Origin of the sequence: Pseudoalteromonas distincta, from assembly GCF_000814675.1 — a bacterium.
In the GTDB taxonomy this organism is placed as follows: Bacteria; Pseudomonadota; Gammaproteobacteria; order Enterobacterales; family Alteromonadaceae; genus Pseudoalteromonas; species Pseudoalteromonas distincta.
Window position 1 is genome coordinate 82752 of sequence record NZ_JWIG01000006.1, and the last position, 15644, is coordinate 98395.

General features: G+C 39.3%; 16 protein-coding genes. 13 read left to right on the forward strand and 3 right to left on the reverse strand.

The window, feature by feature from the left end; all coding sequences use genetic code 11:
• Positions 1-48: 48 nt before the first annotated feature.
• From QT16_RS05150 to QT16_RS05160, 3 genes are read right to left on the reverse strand one after another with little or no spacing between them, the layout of a single operon-like run.
• Entirely contained in the window at positions 49-669 is a 621-nt protein-coding gene (locus tag QT16_RS05150) for a peptidylprolyl isomerase (RefSeq protein WP_002958906.1), read from the reverse strand.
• A 2-nt stretch (positions 670-671) separates the two neighbouring features.
• On the reverse strand, positions 672-1232 hold the full coding sequence (locus QT16_RS05155) for a YajG family lipoprotein (protein ID WP_002958905.1): 561 nt from the start codon (positions 1230-1232) through the stop codon (positions 672-674).
• Positions 1233-2375 carry a methyltransferase gene (locus QT16_RS05160; RefSeq protein ID WP_039486796.1) on the reverse strand — a complete coding sequence of 381 codons (1143 nt, stop codon included), beginning with the start codon at positions 2373-2375 and terminating at the stop codon, positions 1233-1235.
• A gap of 42 nt (positions 2376-2417) precedes the next feature.
• On the opposite strand from QT16_RS05160, the gene QT16_RS05165 reads away from it, so the two are divergent.
• From QT16_RS05165 to cyoA, 13 genes are all read left to right on the forward strand, one after another.
• Positions 2418-3029: an alpha-ketoglutarate-dependent dioxygenase AlkB family protein gene (locus QT16_RS05165; RefSeq protein ID WP_039486798.1), complete on the forward strand. Its 612-nt coding sequence runs from the start codon at positions 2418-2420 to the stop codon at positions 3027-3029.
• Positions 3030-3090: 61 nt separating this feature from the next.
• On the forward strand, positions 3091-3402 hold the full coding sequence (locus tag QT16_RS05170; protein ID WP_024596564.1) for a BolA family protein: 312 nt from the start codon (positions 3091-3093) through the stop codon (positions 3400-3402).
• A gap of 113 nt (positions 3403-3515) precedes the next feature.
• The gene (gene fabV / locus QT16_RS05175; protein WP_039486801.1) at positions 3516-4709 is read left to right on the forward strand and encodes an enoyl-ACP reductase FabV; all 1194 of its coding nucleotides are present in this window, start codon (positions 3516-3518) and stop codon (positions 4707-4709) included.
• Positions 4710-5385: 676 nt separating this feature from the next.
• On the forward strand, positions 5386-6729 hold the full coding sequence (locus QT16_RS05180; RefSeq protein WP_039486830.1) for a Na(+)-translocating NADH-quinone reductase subunit A: 1344 nt from the start codon (positions 5386-5388) through the stop codon (positions 6727-6729).
• Positions 6730-6733: 4 nt separating this feature from the next.
• Positions 6734-7936 carry an NADH:ubiquinone reductase (Na(+)-transporting) subunit B gene (locus tag QT16_RS05185; protein ID WP_002958899.1) on the forward strand — a complete coding sequence of 401 codons (1203 nt, stop codon included), beginning with the start codon at positions 6734-6736 and terminating at the stop codon, positions 7934-7936.
• Positions 7929-8681, forward strand: a complete 753-nt coding sequence (locus QT16_RS05190; protein ID WP_002958898.1) for a Na(+)-translocating NADH-quinone reductase subunit C — start codon at positions 7929-7931, stop codon at positions 8679-8681. Before QT16_RS05185 ends, QT16_RS05190 begins: the two co-directional genes overlap by 8 nt.
• Entirely contained in the window at positions 8681-9313 is a 633-nt protein-coding gene (locus tag QT16_RS05195) for an NADH:ubiquinone reductase (Na(+)-transporting) subunit D (protein WP_002958897.1), read from the forward strand. The genes QT16_RS05190 and QT16_RS05195 overlap by 1 nt, the downstream gene beginning before the upstream one ends.
• A 10-nt stretch (positions 9314-9323) precedes the next feature.
• On the forward strand, positions 9324-9932 hold the full coding sequence (gene nqrE, locus QT16_RS05200) for an NADH:ubiquinone reductase (Na(+)-transporting) subunit E (RefSeq protein WP_002958896.1): 609 nt from the start codon (positions 9324-9326) through the stop codon (positions 9930-9932).
• Between the two features lie 18 nt (positions 9933-9950).
• Positions 9951-11180: an NADH:ubiquinone reductase (Na(+)-transporting) subunit F gene (gene nqrF, locus QT16_RS05205; protein WP_002958895.1), complete on the forward strand. Its 1230-nt coding sequence runs from the start codon at positions 9951-9953 to the stop codon at positions 11178-11180.
• A gap of 109 nt (positions 11181-11289) precedes the next feature.
• Positions 11290-12321, forward strand: coding sequence for an FAD:protein FMN transferase (locus QT16_RS05210; RefSeq protein WP_039486804.1), 1032 nt, complete (start codon positions 11290-11292; stop codon positions 12319-12321).
• Between the two features lie 101 nt (positions 12322-12422).
• Positions 12423-12635: a (Na+)-NQR maturation NqrM gene (gene nqrM, locus QT16_RS05215; RefSeq protein ID WP_007376137.1), complete on the forward strand. Its 213-nt coding sequence runs from the start codon at positions 12423-12425 to the stop codon at positions 12633-12635.
• A 1307-nt stretch (positions 12636-13942) separates the two neighbouring features.
• A complete protein-coding gene (locus QT16_RS05220) occupies positions 13943-14362 on the forward strand; it encodes a hypothetical protein (RefSeq protein WP_002958097.1) in 420 nt (139 codons plus the stop codon).
• 321 nt (positions 14363-14683) lie between these two features.
• The gene (gene cyoA, locus QT16_RS05225; protein ID WP_039486806.1) at positions 14684-15643 is read left to right on the forward strand and encodes a ubiquinol oxidase subunit II; all 960 of its coding nucleotides are present in this window, start codon (positions 14684-14686) and stop codon (positions 15641-15643) included.
• Position 15644: the final 1 nt, after the last annotated feature.

Genomic DNA, 15644 nt, shown 5'->3' on the forward strand with positions numbered 1-15644 from the left:
GGGCCTTCATTGGCTTTGATGCAGAGCAGCTAAGCTGCTCTTAAAAAATTATAGTGGGACTTGTTCAAGCACTTTAATGTTTAAGATGACAACAGGTTTTTTAGGTACGAAATCGTAGCCAATTTTTTCATTAAAACCGGTTTCAACAGTCATAATTTTATCAAGCGTGTCGTAACCATCCATTACGCTACCAAATACTGCAAAGCCCCAATCTTTCCCTGGATTTAGGTGATCGTTATTATCCATATTAAAAAAGAATTGGCGAGTTCCTGAGTGCGGTTGTCTATCTTGATAGGCCATAGCAATGCTATACATATCGTTTTTTAAACCGTTACCGCTTTCATTAAAAATAGGGTCATTTTCATGTAGGCCATCATAGTCTTTATCGTAACCGCCACCTTGAATAACAAAGTCGCGATCATTTTCTACATCGCGCTCAATACGGTGAAAAACGCTACCTTGATAACTTTTATCTGACACGTAAGTTAAAAAATTATTGACTGTGATGGGCGCTTTAGAACGATCTAGTTCAACCACGATGCTACCCATTGAGGTTACAATTTCTACGCGTGGAAAAATGTTGTCCTTTTGCACAAAGCGGCCTTCTTGGGCTGCTAAGCTACTTACACTAAAGAATAGGCCTAAGCAGATTAAAAAAAGTCGTTTCATAGTTAACCTTCTAAAAATTCTATTAATTCAGGGTCAGATACAATGCGGGTAATAACTTGCTCAGTCAACTTATTGAGCTGACCTTCTATTTTTGCTCGCTCATGACTAAATGGGCCTTCTAAATTAGCACTACCTCTATACACTTTACTAAAGTTACTTGAGGCGCGAATAACACGCACGCCAAGTTCTATGTGGGCTTCGCTGGTATGGCTCACTAGCTTTTCGGTTACAACAGCTTGCAATGCATGAATATCTACTTCAAAGCGAACCGTTGCTAAGTTAGAAATACTGGCTCCATTACGGCTAAGGGCGCTGTCTAACACACTTTTAATAGAGCTGGTAATACCTTGGCTTGCAAAGGTTTTAGTTTTGTCTGACTCAATAAGTTTAAGTGTTGATGTATCGCCACGTAAATCAATTACACTAGTACTTAAGCTACTATTTATAGTGCTTATTTGACCATTTTTATAAACAGGGTTAAGTATTACTTGGCTAGGCTGATTCGCGCAGCCACCAAGTATCAGTAATACACAACACCCAATTATAATGTTTGTTATTTTCATTTATAGCATTCCACTATTTTTTGTTGCACTTAAAACGACAAACTTTTTGTTTGAACCTAACAACTTACAGTTGCCGAACATACGGTTTAATTTATCATGATAATCTAAATGACGATTACCAATAATACGCAGCTCACCGCCTTCTTTTAAAGTATCTTTTGCTTGTTTAAACATTTGCCAAGCAATATGGTCGGTAACGGCCTGAGCTTGGTGAAATGGAGGGTTACAAAGCACCATATCTACACTGTCTCTTTCAAAGCCTGTTAAACAGTCGTTTTCGATGAACTCGCAGTTATCAAATTTATCGCCTAGGTTAATTTCTACATTTAACCGAGCCGACTCTACTGCCATGTAAGACTCATCAACAAAGGTAACTGATGCATTAGGGCAACGAGCAAGCGTCATTAATCCAACAACTCCGTTACCACAGCCTAAATCAATAATGCTTTTAGCTTTTGGTGTTTCTGGTAAGTAGTTAAAAAAGAAGCGTGCACCAATATCTAACGAATCACGCGAAAACACATTTGCATGGTTTGTTATATTAAACTCAGTACCTTCAAGCTCCCACGTTACAGGGAAGTCTGCTGCTTTATATCCGCCTTTAGCTGTACTTAATATAAGACGGGATTTTTTAACTGCTAGGCTAGTTTTTGTTTCACCAATAAATTGCTCAAATGATTTTATTGTTGAGTTATGAATTTCTTTTGTTTTACCTGCGGCAATTACTGGCGTACCAGGTGCAAGGACTTCACTGAGTTCACTTAACTGAAACTGTAAAAAACCTACATTACGAGGGATTTTAATAAGTACTAAATCAACATCCGGCGGTAATGCAGACAAACTATCTAATTGTGTAAAATCTGCTGTAGGCAGTTTGTTTTCTTGTAAGTTATAAGCCGCAGCTTGGTGGCTAATATAAGAATCGTTAACTGAACAAACCGTTAACTTATTAAAATAACAAGCAAGTGCACCAAAGCTATCGTTTAAAATAAGCAATGAGCGACAATCAGGGTGATGTTCGTTAACATAATTGATAAGGTACTCATCTGCCGAATCCCACGCTTGTAAGCTGCGGTTTTTTTGATCCAAAGGAAAGCGTTCAAGAGTAAAGGTTTTATCGCCTAGCTGGGCTTGCGTCGTCATAATGGTTCGTTGATCAGTAATCTAATGTAGGTAAATTCTAACATGCAACGGCAAAACGCCAACCCCCAACAGTTACCAAATGGCTTTTCTTATCAAAGTAGGGCACTTAGTGCACAAAAAAGCCTCGATCTATTTTATTATTTGCAAAAAAACCTACGTTGGCAGCAACCCGATGTAACTGTTTATGGTAAAACGGGGCCTATTCCACGGCTACAATGCTTCATGAGCGATTTAAATATTGAATACGGCTATTCAAGTAGTAAGCAAATAGTAGAGCCATGGGATGAATTGTTACTTAATATGAGAAGGCGTTTAGAGGCGCACTTAAATCAGCCTCTAAACTCATTACTCGTTAATTACTACCGAGATGGTAATGATACGATGGGCTGGCACAGTGATGATGAAATAGAGCTTGGTGATAAACCAACAATTGTGTGTGTCTCTCTAGGAGCTGATCGGATTCTAAAGTTAAAGCACAAGGCGAGCAATAAAGTAACCGACTTAAAATTACAAAGTGGCAGCTGTTTAATAATGAATGGACATAGCCAGCGAGATTATCAACATGCAATACCTAAGCAAACAACGCTTGCACATCCCCGAATAAGTTTAACTTACCGATTTATTAAGCACATTAAACAAAAGCAATTTAGTTAGCCAAGCGCTGCGTTAAATTGTTATAGTAAGTGTATAAATTAGCTAATTAAAACGGTCTTTTATGTCAATGCAGCAACAGATCCAAGAAAAAATAAGCAACGCTATTGCGTGTAAACATTTAAACGTAATTAACGAAAGCCATATGCACAGTGCGGGCACTGAATCACACTTTAAAGTAATAGTGGTTAGCGAAGGTTTTACAGGTAAACGTTTATTGCAGCGCCATCGTGAAATTAATGAAATTCTAAAAGATGAATTAGCAAATCATATTCATGCACTCGCAATTCATACATATACACCCGATGAGTATACAGAGCAGGGCGGCGAGGCACCTGATTCACCTAATTGTATGGGCGGCTCTAAATTAGCTTAAATAATTAATAGCGATTTGATTGTTACACTTGTGGTTAACTGATCAGATCAGTGTTTTTAGTATTAGCCTTTAAACTAGCGCTAATTTTTATTGTAAAAGATATAGGATGATCAATGGTCATTAAGCCTAAAATTCGTGGATTTATCTGCACAAACGCACATCCAGCTGGTTGTGCAGAGCATGTTCAAGAACAAATTAACTATGTAAAACAACAAGGCGCATTAAAAAATGCACCAAAAAATGTATTAGTTATTGGCGCATCAACAGGCTACGGCTTGGCTTCGCGCATTGCAGCTGCGTTTGGTGGTGGTGCTAAAACATTAGGTATTTTCTTTGAAAAAGAAGGTACAGATCGCAAAACAGGTTCTGCTGGTTGGTACAATACCGCTGCTTTTCAAGATGCAGCAGACGAAGCAGGCCTTTGGTCTAAAAATATTAATGGCGATGCGTTTTCTAACGAAATTAAACAAAAAGCAATCGACACTATTAAAGCAGATTTGGGCAAAGTAGATTGTATTATTTACAGCTTAGCGTCTCCTCGTCGTACAGACCCAAATACGGGCGAAGTGTACTCATCTACGCTTAAGCCAATTGGAAATGCCGTTACTACTAAAAACTTAAATACATCAAAGCGTGAAATTGATGAAATTACTGTTGAAGCTGCAAACCAAGACGATATCGACAACACCATTAAAGTAATGGGCGGTGAAGATTGGGAAATGTGGATTGACGCATTAAAAGAAGCGGATGTATTAGCCGATAACTTTAAAACGACTGCGTACACTTATATTGGTAAAGAGCTAACATGGCCAATATACGGACACGCTACTATTGGTAAGGCTAAAGAAGATCTAGACCGTGCAACCGCTGCTATTAAAGAATCAACAAAAGATTTAAATGGTGAGGCATATGTTTCATCACTTAATGCTGTGGTAACGCAAGCAAGTTCTGCTATTCCTATTATGCCGCTATATATCTCTGCTTTATTTAAAGTTATGAAAGCAGATGGCACATACGAAGGCACTATTGAGCAAATTCACGCTTTATTTAGTGAAAACTTGTATGGTGAATCACCTCGCTTTGACGACGGTGGACATTTATTCCAAAACTACAAAGAGCTAGAAGACGACGTGCAAGCTCGCGTGCAAGCTGTTTGGGATAAAGTAGATACAAGCAGCATTGATGAGCTAACAGATTATGTTGGTTACCATAATGAGTTTTTACGCTTATTTGGTTTTGGTATAGATAGTGTTGACTACGATCAAGATGTAGATTCAGTTAAGCCAATTGCCAATATGATTGACTAACAGAACTTAGGGCCTGTTTATCTTTCGAGGTTAAATTTGCAGCAGTCTGTTTGGTATTTAGGCAAGGCAGAGCCTATGTAGTGTGGTTATTCCCCATAAATGGGCGATAACGTGGAATAAATGCCAAACATGCGCTGCCCAAAGGGTTCTGCCTAGGGGCTATTTACTCTTTGTTGCCTACATGGATGTAGGTAAGGGGCGTGAGCAGGACGCGGAAGCTTTGCTCGGTTTTTACTTAGCCCACTAGGTTACAAACCTCACGCCGCGATTAAATAGCCCCTAGATTGAACAAATTTTAATCCTGAAAGGTCAACAGGCCCTAGTTATAAAAAGCCGCTATCGCGGCTTTTTTTGTATTATGCGATTTGTTGAATTTACGATGAAATCAGGAATGATAATTGCTTAGGCTACCACTTTGGTCTAGCTTGATTTTTATTTAATTCACTTAACAAAACTAAATAAGTGTTTCTGTCGTATAATTTTCATAAATACACTCGCATAGTCATCTAAAATGATGTTAAAATCTCGACAATATGTGATGAGTTTTACTACGTTGCTTGTTTGATATCTCTAGCAAGCTGCTCTTTTGTACCTTGATATAACTTGGAATAACTCAAATGGCGACGTGGTTGATACGATTTTTCAGTTTCTTTCCTTTAATGTAATGCAAGTGCGTATGATCAACATAAAAAAAGGTCTGGATTTACCCTTAGAGGGCGCGCCACAGCAAGTTATACATGACGGTTCTGCTGTCAAACGTGTAGCTGTGCTTGGCGAAGAGTTTATCGGTATGCGTCCAACCATGCATGTTCGTGTGGATGACCAAGTCAAAAAAGGCCAGGTACTTTTTGAAGATAAAAAGAACCCAGGCGTCCTATTTACTGCTCCAGCTTCTGGTACAGTAAAAGAAATAAATCGTGGTGCTAAACGTGTGCTGCAATCTGTTGTTATTGAAGTAGCAGGCAGTGAGCAAATCACCTTTGACTCTTTCAAAGCAGACGAGCTTCCGAGCTTAGAGCGCGAAAAAGCCAAAGAAGTACTTATCCAGTCTGGTCAGTGGACAGCACTTCGTGTTCGCCCATTCAGCAAAGTAGCGGCTGTGGATGCAAATCCTAGTTCTATTTTTGTGACCGCAATCGACACAAACCCATTAGCTGCAGATCCTGCAGTAATTATTGCAGAAAATGCGCAAGCATTTGAAGCGGGTCTTGCAGTTGTTTCGCGTTTGACCGATGGCAAAGTATTTATGTGTAAAAAAGCAGGCAGCCAAGTTCCTAGCTCATCTATAGCTCAAGTAGAAGTACATGAGTTTGGTGGTGTGCATCCGGCTGGCCTCGTTGGCACTCATATCCATCATCTTGATGCAGTTTCTGTTAGCAAACAAGTTTGGCATATTGGTTACCAAGACGTTATTGCGTATGGTCACTTATTCCTTACTGGTGAAATTTACACAAATCGTGTTATTTCGCTTGCAGGTCCTCGCGTTAAAAACCCACGTTTAGTGAAAACACAATTAGGTGCTTCATTGGATGATTTAGTGGCTGGTGAGTTAGAAGACGGAGATAACCGCGTTATTTCTGGTTCTGTTCTATCGGGTTCTATTTCAAACGGTGTTCATGCATTCTTAGGTCGTTACCACGTTCAAGTATCTGTTTTACTTGAAGGTCGCGAAAAAGAATTGTTTGGCTGGATTGCACCAGGTAGTGATAAATTCTCTGTAACGCGTACATTCCTTTCTCACCTTGCACCAAGTCGTTTATTTAAAATGACAACGTCAACAGGTGGTTCAAAACGTGCCATGGTACCAATTGGTAGCTACGAGCGCGTAATGCCGTTAGATATTTTGCCTACTTTATTATTACGTGACTTAATTGCACGTGATTTAGACAGTGCAATTTCATTGGGCGCGCTTGAACTTGATGAAGAAGATTTAGCGTTATGTACCTTCGTTTGTCCAGGCAAATACGAGTATGGTTCTATCCTACGCGATTGCTTAACTACGATCGAGAAGGAAGGCTAGAGAGATGGGTTTAAAAAAATATCTAGAAGATATCGAGCCGAATTTTGAAGCCGGTGGTAAATATGAAAAGTTTTATGCACTGTATGAAGCAGCTGCAACTATTTTTTATACACCAGGCTACGTAAATAAAGGCGCGACACACGTACGCGATAACATCGACCTAAAACGTATGATGATTTTAGTGTGGATGGCGACGTTCCCAGCTATGTTTTTTGGTATGTTCAATATCGGTCATCAGGCCGCTGGTGCTTTAGCACAAGGTTTTGAACTAGCAAACACGTGGCAAGTTGGTTTGTTCCAGTTATTCGGTGGCGAGTTAACCGCTGACGCAGGCTGGGGCGCTAAGATGTTCTATGGAGCATGTTTCTTCTTACCTATCTACGCTGTAACATTTGCAGTAGGTGGTTTCTGGGAAGTTATATTTGCTTCAGTGCGTAAGCATGAAATTAACGAAGGTTTCTTCGTTACTTCTGTATTATTTGCACTTATTTTGCCAGCAACTATTCCTTTATGGCAAGTTGCGTTAGGTATTACGTTTGGTGTAGTAATCGCTAAAGAAATCTTTGGTGGTACTGGCCGTAACTTCTTAAACCCTGCTTTAGCCGGTCGTGCATTTTTATTCTTTGCATACCCAGCTCAAATCTCAGGTGACACAGTATGGACAGCAGTAGATTCTTTCTCTGGTGCAACTATGCTAGGCCAAGCATTTGCTGGCACACTTGACTTTGCAAACATGGAATTATGGTGGAATGCGTTTTATGGTTTCATTCAAGGTTCTGTAGGTGAAACATCTACACTTGCATTATTAGTAGGTGGTTTGTTCTTAATTTACGTTCGTATCGCTTCTTGGCGCATCGTACTAGGTGTATTCCTAGGTATGGTAGCAACTGCATTTTTATTAAATGCTGTTGGCTCAGAAACTAACCCTGTATTTGCAATGCCTTGGTATTGGCATTTCGTACTTGGTGGCTTTGCGTTTGGTATGTTCTTTATGGCTACTGACCCTGTATCAGCTGCATTTACTGACAAAGGTAAATTAGCATATGGTCTATTAATTGGCTTTATGGTGGTTATGATACGTGTTGTGAATCCTGCTTTCCCAGAAGGCATGATGCTAGCAATCTTATTTGCTAACTTGTTCGCTCCACTGTTCGATCACTTTGTAGTGCAGGCTAATATTAAGCGGAGGTTGGCACGTAATGTCTAGTAATAACGAATCAATCGGCAAAACGTTATCAGTTGTTGTAGCACTATGTTTAGTGTGTGCAATCATTGTATCGTTTGCTTCTGTACAGCTTCGTCCTTTACAGCAAGCTAATAAAAACAAAGATATTCAAAGCAATATCTTAGCTGCTGCGGGCATCGACAAAGTTGAAAATGTTCTTGAAACATTTGATGCAAAAATCGAAGCGCGCGTTGTAAACATGACTACAGGTGAGTTTGTAGATACAGACCCAACAATCTTTGACTTTGAAAAAAGCAAATATGATGCAGCGCTAAGTGTTTCTCTTCAAGAGAAAGGCGTTAAAGATATTGCTGGTATTCAACGTGTGACTAAAGAGTCACCGGTTTATATCTCTAAAAAAGAAGATGGCTCAGTTGATGCAATCATTCTTCCTATCCAAGGCTACGGCTTATGGGGCTTAATGTACGGTTTTATCTCGCTTGAAAGCGATGGTGAAACAGTTAAGGGCATTATCTTTTACAAGCATAATGAAACCCCAGGTCTTGGTGGCGAAATCCAAAATCCACAGTGGACTGCTACATGGGAAGGTAAAGAACTTCCAATTCAAATTGTTAAAGGTACTGCGGGCAATGATGAGCATAAGATCGATGGTCTTTCAGGTGCTACATTAACGTCTAACGGTGTTGATCATGCAGTTGATTTTTGGACTGGCGAAAATGGCTTTGGCCCTTTCCTTGCGAAAGTACGTAAAGGAGCATTGAAATAATGGCTGATACTAAAGAAATGAAGGCGGTCCTATTTGGTCCGGTTTTAGCTAACAACCCAATCGCGCTGCAAGTACTTGGTATTTGTTCTGCGCTAGCGGTAACGTCTAGCTTAAAAAATGCGTTAATTATGTCAATTGCATTGACACTTGTAACTGCGTTTTCGAGCTTCTTTATCTCGCTTATTCGTAACCAGATCCCATCATCTGTACGTATCATCGTACAAATGACAATTATCGCATCATTGGTAATCGTTGTTGACCAAGTATTACAGGCATTTTCTTATGCTACTGCAAAAGAGCTTTCTGTATTCGTTGGTCTAATCATTACTAACTGTATCGTAATGGGTCGTGCTGAAGCATACGCGATGAAGTCGCCACCACTTATGTCATTCCTTGACGGTATTGGTAACGGCTTAGGTTACTCTGTAGTACTACTTACTGTTGGTTTCATTCGTGAGCTATTTGGTAAGGGTTCACTATTCGGTGTTGATATTATCCCATTAGTACAAGATGGCGGTTGGTATCAGCCTATGGGTCTATTGATCTTACCACCGAGTGCATTCTTCATCATTGGTTTATTCATATGGGTACTGCGTACTTATAAGAAAGACCAAGTAGAAGCTAAAGCGTAAGGGGCAAATAGTGGAACATTATATTAGTTTATTTGTAAAAGCCGTTTTTATTGAGAACTTAGCGTTGTCATTCTTCTTAGGCATGTGTACTTTTTTAGCGGTATCTAAAAAAGTAACTACATCAATTGGCCTAGGCATAGCGGTTATAGTTGTATTGGGTATTTCTGTACCTGTAAACAACTTGGTTTATCATGCGGTACTTGCACCTGGTTCACTAACTTGGTTAGGTTACCCAGATGCAGATCTTAGCTTTTTACGTTTCTTAACTTTCATTGGTGTTATTGCAGCACTTGTGCAAATTCTTGAAATGGCATTAGATAAGTTTTTCCCTGCACTATACAACGCGTTAGGTATCTTCTTACCACTTATCACAGTTAACTGTGCAATATTTGGTGCGGTATCATTCATGGTTGAGCGTAACTATAACTTCGGCGAGTCTGTTGTTTATGGTATTGGCGCTGGTGTTGGTTGGGCACTTGCAATTACATTACTTGCAGGTATCCGTGAGAAACTGAAATACTCAGACGTACCTGACGGCTTACGTGGTTTAGGTATTACCTTCATCACTGTTGGTTTAATGGGACTTGGCTTTATGTCATTCTCTGGTATTTCACTGTAAAGGTAGCGAGGATAAATCATGGATTATCAGATTTTCTTAGGCGTTGGTGTTTTTATCGCTATCGTTGTACTACTGGTTTTAGTCATCATTGGTGCTAAATCTCAGTTAGTTGCAAGTGGCGATATTATCATCGGCATTAATGGCGACCCAGATAAAGCCATTAAAACATCAGCAGGTAGTAAGCTTTTAGGCGCACTATCTGAGTCAGGTATATTTGTATCATCTGCTTGTGGTGGCGGTGGCTCTTGTGGTCAGTGTCGTGTACACATTAAAGAAGGTGGTGGTGATATTCTGCCAACTGAGCTTGATCACATATCTAAAGGTGAAGCCCGTGAAGGCTGTCGTTTAGCGTGTCAGGTAAATGTTAAAAATGACATGGAAATTGAGCTTGAAGAGTCAATTTTCGGTGTTAAGAAGTGGGATTGTGAAGTTATCTCTAATGATAACAAAGCAACGTTCATCAAAGAACTTAAGCTGCAAATTCCAGATGGCGAGTCAGTGCCGTTTCGTGCGGGTGGTTACATCCAAATCGAAGCTCCACCTCACCATGTTAAATATGCAGATTTCGATGTTCCTGAAGAGTATCGTGGCGACTGGAACCATTTTGGTTTCTTCGATCTGGAGTCAAAAGTAGACGAAGAAACAATTCGTGCTTACTCAATGGCTAACTACCCAGAAGAAGAAGGCATCATTATGCTTAACGTGCGTATTGCTGCTCCACCTCCAAGAAACCTTAGCTTGCCATGTGGTAAAATGTCTTCGTACATTTGGTCACTTAAAGAAGGCGACAAGGTAACTATTTCGGGTCCATTTGGTGAGTTCTTTGCTAAAGACACTGACGCAGAAATGGTATTTGTTGGTGGTGGTGCTGGTATGGCGCCAATGCGTTCTCATATCTTTGACCAACTTAAACGTTTGAACTCTAAACGTAAGATGAGCTTTTGGTATGGTGCACGTTCTGAGCGTGAAATGTTCTACGTAGAAGATTTTGACGGCCTAGCCGCTGAAAATCCTAACTTCGTATGGCATACAGCACTTTCAGATCCACAGCCTGAAGATAACTGGGAAGGCTATACTGGCTTTATCCATAACGTGTTATTTGAGAACTATCTTAAAGATCACGAAGCGCCTGAAGATTGTGAGTACTACATGTGTGGTCCTCCAATGATGAATGCGGCAGTTATTACTATGCTTAAAGATTTAGGTGTTGAAGACGAAAATATCTTACTAGATGACTTCGGTGGCTAACACTAATACCAAAACAGTTTAGTTTTGGTTAAAATACCAGCCTCGTAGCACTTGTGTTACGAGGCTTTTTTTATTCTTTAATTTTATCAATCTATTAAGTAGAGCTGTTATGAATCGAGTAAGTACTTCACAGGGCATAATGGCCTTTTTACTAATTACACTGACTTTATTATTGTCTGGGTGTGGTGAAAAGCCAGAGTTAAAAGAAACCTTTTTAGAAGGTAAGACTATGGGTACCACTTATCATATTAAATATTATGATGAGCAAGCCCAGCTATCGGCTTCACAACTACAGCTGCAAATAGACGCTGTTTTAAAAGATGTGAACCAATCTATGTCTACTTACATAGAAGACTCTGAAATAAATACATTTAACAGATTACCTGCAAATCAAGTCATGCCAATTAGCGAAGATTTTAGGGCTGTTATAAGCGAGTCTATTCGCTTGGGTGAATCGACTAAAACACTCGACGTAACAATGGGACCTTTAATTGATTTATGGGGCTTTGGGCCTGATAAAAAACCAACTAAGCGCCCAAGTGATGAAGAGCTTGCAAGTATGGTTGAAAAAATAGGCATTGATAAACTTACCTTAAATGAGCAAGGGTTGGCTAAAACAGTTAATGGACTGGAGCTTTCTTTTTCGGCAACAGCTAAGGGCTATGGTATTGATAAAGTTGCCCAGTTATTAGAAAACCACGACATTACTAATTACATGGTTGAGATTGGTGGTGAGCTGCGTATAGCAGGTGAAAAGCCAAATAATCAGGATTGGAAAATCGCGATTGAGCAACCAGATGCGCAACCTGGAGAGCGTAAGGTACACCGTGTTTTATCCCCAGGTACAAGTGGTATAGCGACATCGGGTGATTACCGTATTTTTTATAAAATGGATGGCGAGATCTATACCCACTTAATTGATCCAGCAACAGGTATGCCTATTAAGCACGACTTAGTGTCGGTAACTGTGCTTCATCCAAGCGCTATGACGGCAGATGGTTTAGCGACGGCACTTACTGTAATGGGGATGCAAAAAGCGCAAGCTTATGCTGAACAACATGATTTACCGGTTTATTTAATAGGTAAATCAAAAGAGGGTTTAATTACCTACTCAAGCCCAGCATTTAAGCCTTATTTATAGTATGGTGCTGACTTGTTTATTTCCGTGTTATTTGGGTATATAATAGCAGTCGCTCAAAAATATTTGAGTTTAATTTATTGCTGATCAATAGGGGCTAAGCAATGTCACTTTTTCTTCTTACTTTTGGCTTACTAATTTTGATAGTTTCGGCTATGGCCGTTGGTATGATCGTGCAAAAAAAATCTATGGCAAGCAGCTGTGGTGGTTTAGGTTCGGTTGGTATTGATAAAGCCTGTGATTGCGATGATCCATGTGATAAACGCAAAAACCGTTTAGCAAAAGAGCAAGCCTGGAAAGAAAACCAAATTATTTAAGTCTGTCTTAAATATTAAAAAGCGCTTTATAGCGCTTTTTTTGTGCCTGTAAAACGCCTTCGCATCATAGCTTCCAAAGCAATCCAATCTAAATGTATTAGACAAAGGTATATAGTTTAGTTTTTTTCACCTATTGGGTTTATTTTTCTCGTTTGTCAAATTGGAGCTAACACTCTAAAGTTTAACCATAGACAAAGAGCAAGGCTCTCGTCATAAGCTTGAGGCATAAGTTAGCCTCGCTTAAAAGAATCTTTATATTGTGTGTGAAGATGTTGTCAGTGTGAAAGGCAACTCAAGTTTGGTGGTGACTGAATTTGGGTTGTTTTTATTTCCTTTCAATTGCCACGTAATGTAAACCAAGAATCTTTATATTGTGTGTGAAGATGTTGTCAGTGTGAAAGGCAACTCAAGTTCGGTGGTGACTGAATTTGGGTTGTTTTTATTTACTTTCAATTGCCACGCAGTGTAAACCAAGAATCTTTATATTGTGTGTGAAGATGTTGTCAGTGTGAAAGGCAACTCAAGTTCGGTGGATTCACTTCCATAAAGAACGAGTTTGAGTTGTTTTTATTCCTTACAATTGCCACGTAATGTAAACCAAAAATCTTTATATTGTGTGTGAAGATGTTGTCAGTGTGAAAGGCAACTCAAGTTCGGTGGATTCATTTCCATAAAGAACGAGTTTGAGTTGTTTTTATTTCCTACAATTGCCACGTAGTGTAAACCAAGAATCTTTATATTGTGTGTGAAGATGTTGTCAGTGTGAAAGGCAACTCAAGTTCGGTGGTGACTTAGCTTGAGTTGTTTTTATTCCCTACAATTGCCATGCAGTGTAAACCAAGAATCTTTATATTGTGTGTGAAGATGTTGTCAGTGTGAAAGGCGGCTCAAGTTCGGTGGTGACTGAATTTGGGCTGTTTTTATTTGTGCCACACAATTATTACTCCCTCCTAAAAACATATAATCCTATTAAATATTTCTCTTTAAATCGTTTTTTATTTGAGCTAACCATATGTTTTTTATTGTGTTATTTTTTATTAACAAAATAGCTTCGAAAGCTTAACTCAAATTAATTGATTTTTAGTTGAACAGAAAATTCTCTTTGTTATACTCACGTTCGAACTTTCAGTAAGTTTTGAAAGTTTGGTTGATACGGATCAATTTTCGCTAGGTAAATATGTGCTAGCTGGATTTGATTGTATTTAGCACCTGGTTTTAGGGTTTACAACAGCAATGTTTTTTAAATTTTTCCATTGCAAACTGTATTACTCTAATTTTGTTATAGTCATTTTAGTAGGTTAATGTCTTTGAACACACTTTCTTTGCATCATACAGCTACGGAACTTGCCTCTGGCGAGCCGCAGACGTGTGAACGCTTGAATAAAGCAGGCAAGGGCGTGTGTGTAGCTATAACTTTATTAGTGTTTAATACTGTAATGTTGCTAAGCGGTGCATTAGAGGATGCCTTCAAGCTTGAAGCGCTATTAAGTGATGGGTTTATTGTAGAGCCACTGTTACTTAATCTTGCGCAATTTTTAGCTCATCCGATCATATCAAGTCAGTTACTTATTGGCCTTTGTTGGTTATTGTTCCATATTTGTCCAGCGCGTCGTGCTGGCATAATCCTCCGTAAAGCAGCCTTTGCTTTTAGCGAGGCTAAAGTTCTTCAGCCTGTGATCTCTTCACATGGTTGTCGTGCTCCACCTAGCTTTACAGGTTGCCTGTAACGCTGCATCTTGTTGCTGGTTTTAATTATTTGTTCTTGCTGTAAATAATTAAGGTTAGCTAAAACAAAGTAGCTCCGTGTTTTTTAAACACATTTCAGCCAACCACCACTCACCCAAGTTAATTTTTATTACGTTATATAAATGCGTTTAGAAAGCTGGGTTTGTTGCTAGGTCATTAATGGCATGAGCTTTAGGTTTTTTTGAATAGCCCCCTTATTTTTATAATTTAATTCTAGTTAACTTGGGTTTTTATTGAAAAATCGTTGCTTTGGTTTTTATTTTAAGCAGCAAATTAAAACTCTAGGTTTGTAGGATACTCCCTTGTTAATTCGTAACCTTTGTAATATTGCTTTAGCTAGTACAGTGCTGGCGTTGTCAGGCTGTAAAGGCGGGATACTCGATCCAAAAGGGCAAATAGGCATTGATGAGAAAAATTTAATCATCATCGCAACCGTGCTTATGTTGCTTGTAGTCGTTCCCGTTATTGTGATGACTTTGTATTTCGCTTGGAAATATAGAGACACTCAAAACCAAGAAATTTATGCTCCAAAATGGGCTCATTCAAATAAAATTGAAGCCGTTGTTTGGGCTGTTCCTATTGTTATTGTAATCATTTTAGGTGTTATTACCTGGCAGTCTACCCAAGACTTAGACCCCTATAAACCCATTGAAGGTAAAGGTGAACATCTTACTGTTGAAGTGGTTTCACTAAACTGGAAATGGCTATTTATATATCCTGAGCAAGGTATTGCTACGGTTAATGAATTAGTGTTCCCAGCAAATGTACCTGTTGAATATAAAATCACCTCAGAGAGCACAATGAATTCATTTTTTATTCCGCAATTGGGTAGTCAAATATACTCAATGGCTGGGATGGAAACCAAGCTTCACTTAATTGCAAATGAGCCAGGTACGTTTAAAGGCTTTTCAGCAAATTACAGCGGCGCAGGTTTCACTGGCATGAAATTTAATGCCATTGCTACACCTACTCAAGCAGACTTTGATAAGTGGGTGAGTGATGTGAAAGCGAATTCAAGCGCTAATAACCTGACTCATGCAAATTATGTTGAGCTTGCAAAAGCAAGTGAAAATAACCCAGTAGCATATTACGGAAAAGTTGATGACGGCTTATTTCATACCATTGTTATGAAGTATATGCAGGCGCATGGCGATATGAACAAAAAACACCATGCAATGGGCGAACATGGGCAAATGAGTAAAAAGCATCATGAAATGAGTGAGCACTCAATGCCTTCATCTCACAGCCAAGGCGAGGAATAAT

Coding starts and splice junctions, on each gene's coding strand:
- QT16_RS05150 (WP_002958906.1), bottom strand. CDS start 669: ATGAAACGACTTTTTTTAATCTGCTTAGGCCTATTCTTTAGTGTAAGT.
- QT16_RS05155 (WP_002958905.1), bottom strand. CDS start 1,232: ATGAAAATAACAAACATTATAATTGGGTGTTGTGTATTACTGATACTT.
- QT16_RS05160 (WP_039486796.1), bottom strand. CDS start 2,375: ATGACGACGCAAGCCCAGCTAGGCGATAAAACCTTTACTCTTGAACGC.
- QT16_RS05165 (WP_039486798.1), top strand. CDS start 2,418: ATGCAACGGCAAAACGCCAACCCCCAACAGTTACCAAATGGCTTTTCT.
- QT16_RS05170 (WP_024596564.1), top strand. CDS start 3,091: ATGTCAATGCAGCAACAGATCCAAGAAAAAATAAGCAACGCTATTGCG.
- fabV (WP_039486801.1), top strand. CDS start 3,516: ATGGTCATTAAGCCTAAAATTCGTGGATTTATCTGCACAAACGCACAT.
- QT16_RS05180 (WP_039486830.1), top strand. CDS start 5,386: ATGATCAACATAAAAAAAGGTCTGGATTTACCCTTAGAGGGCGCGCCA.
- QT16_RS05185 (WP_002958899.1), top strand. CDS start 6,734: ATGGGTTTAAAAAAATATCTAGAAGATATCGAGCCGAATTTTGAAGCC.
- QT16_RS05190 (WP_002958898.1), top strand. CDS start 7,929: ATGTCTAGTAATAACGAATCAATCGGCAAAACGTTATCAGTTGTTGTA.
- QT16_RS05195 (WP_002958897.1), top strand. CDS start 8,681: ATGGCTGATACTAAAGAAATGAAGGCGGTCCTATTTGGTCCGGTTTTA.
- nqrF (WP_002958895.1), top strand. CDS start 9,951: ATGGATTATCAGATTTTCTTAGGCGTTGGTGTTTTTATCGCTATCGTT.
- QT16_RS05210 (WP_039486804.1), top strand. CDS start 11,290: ATGAATCGAGTAAGTACTTCACAGGGCATAATGGCCTTTTTACTAATT.
- nqrM (WP_007376137.1), top strand. CDS start 12,423: ATGTCACTTTTTCTTCTTACTTTTGGCTTACTAATTTTGATAGTTTCG.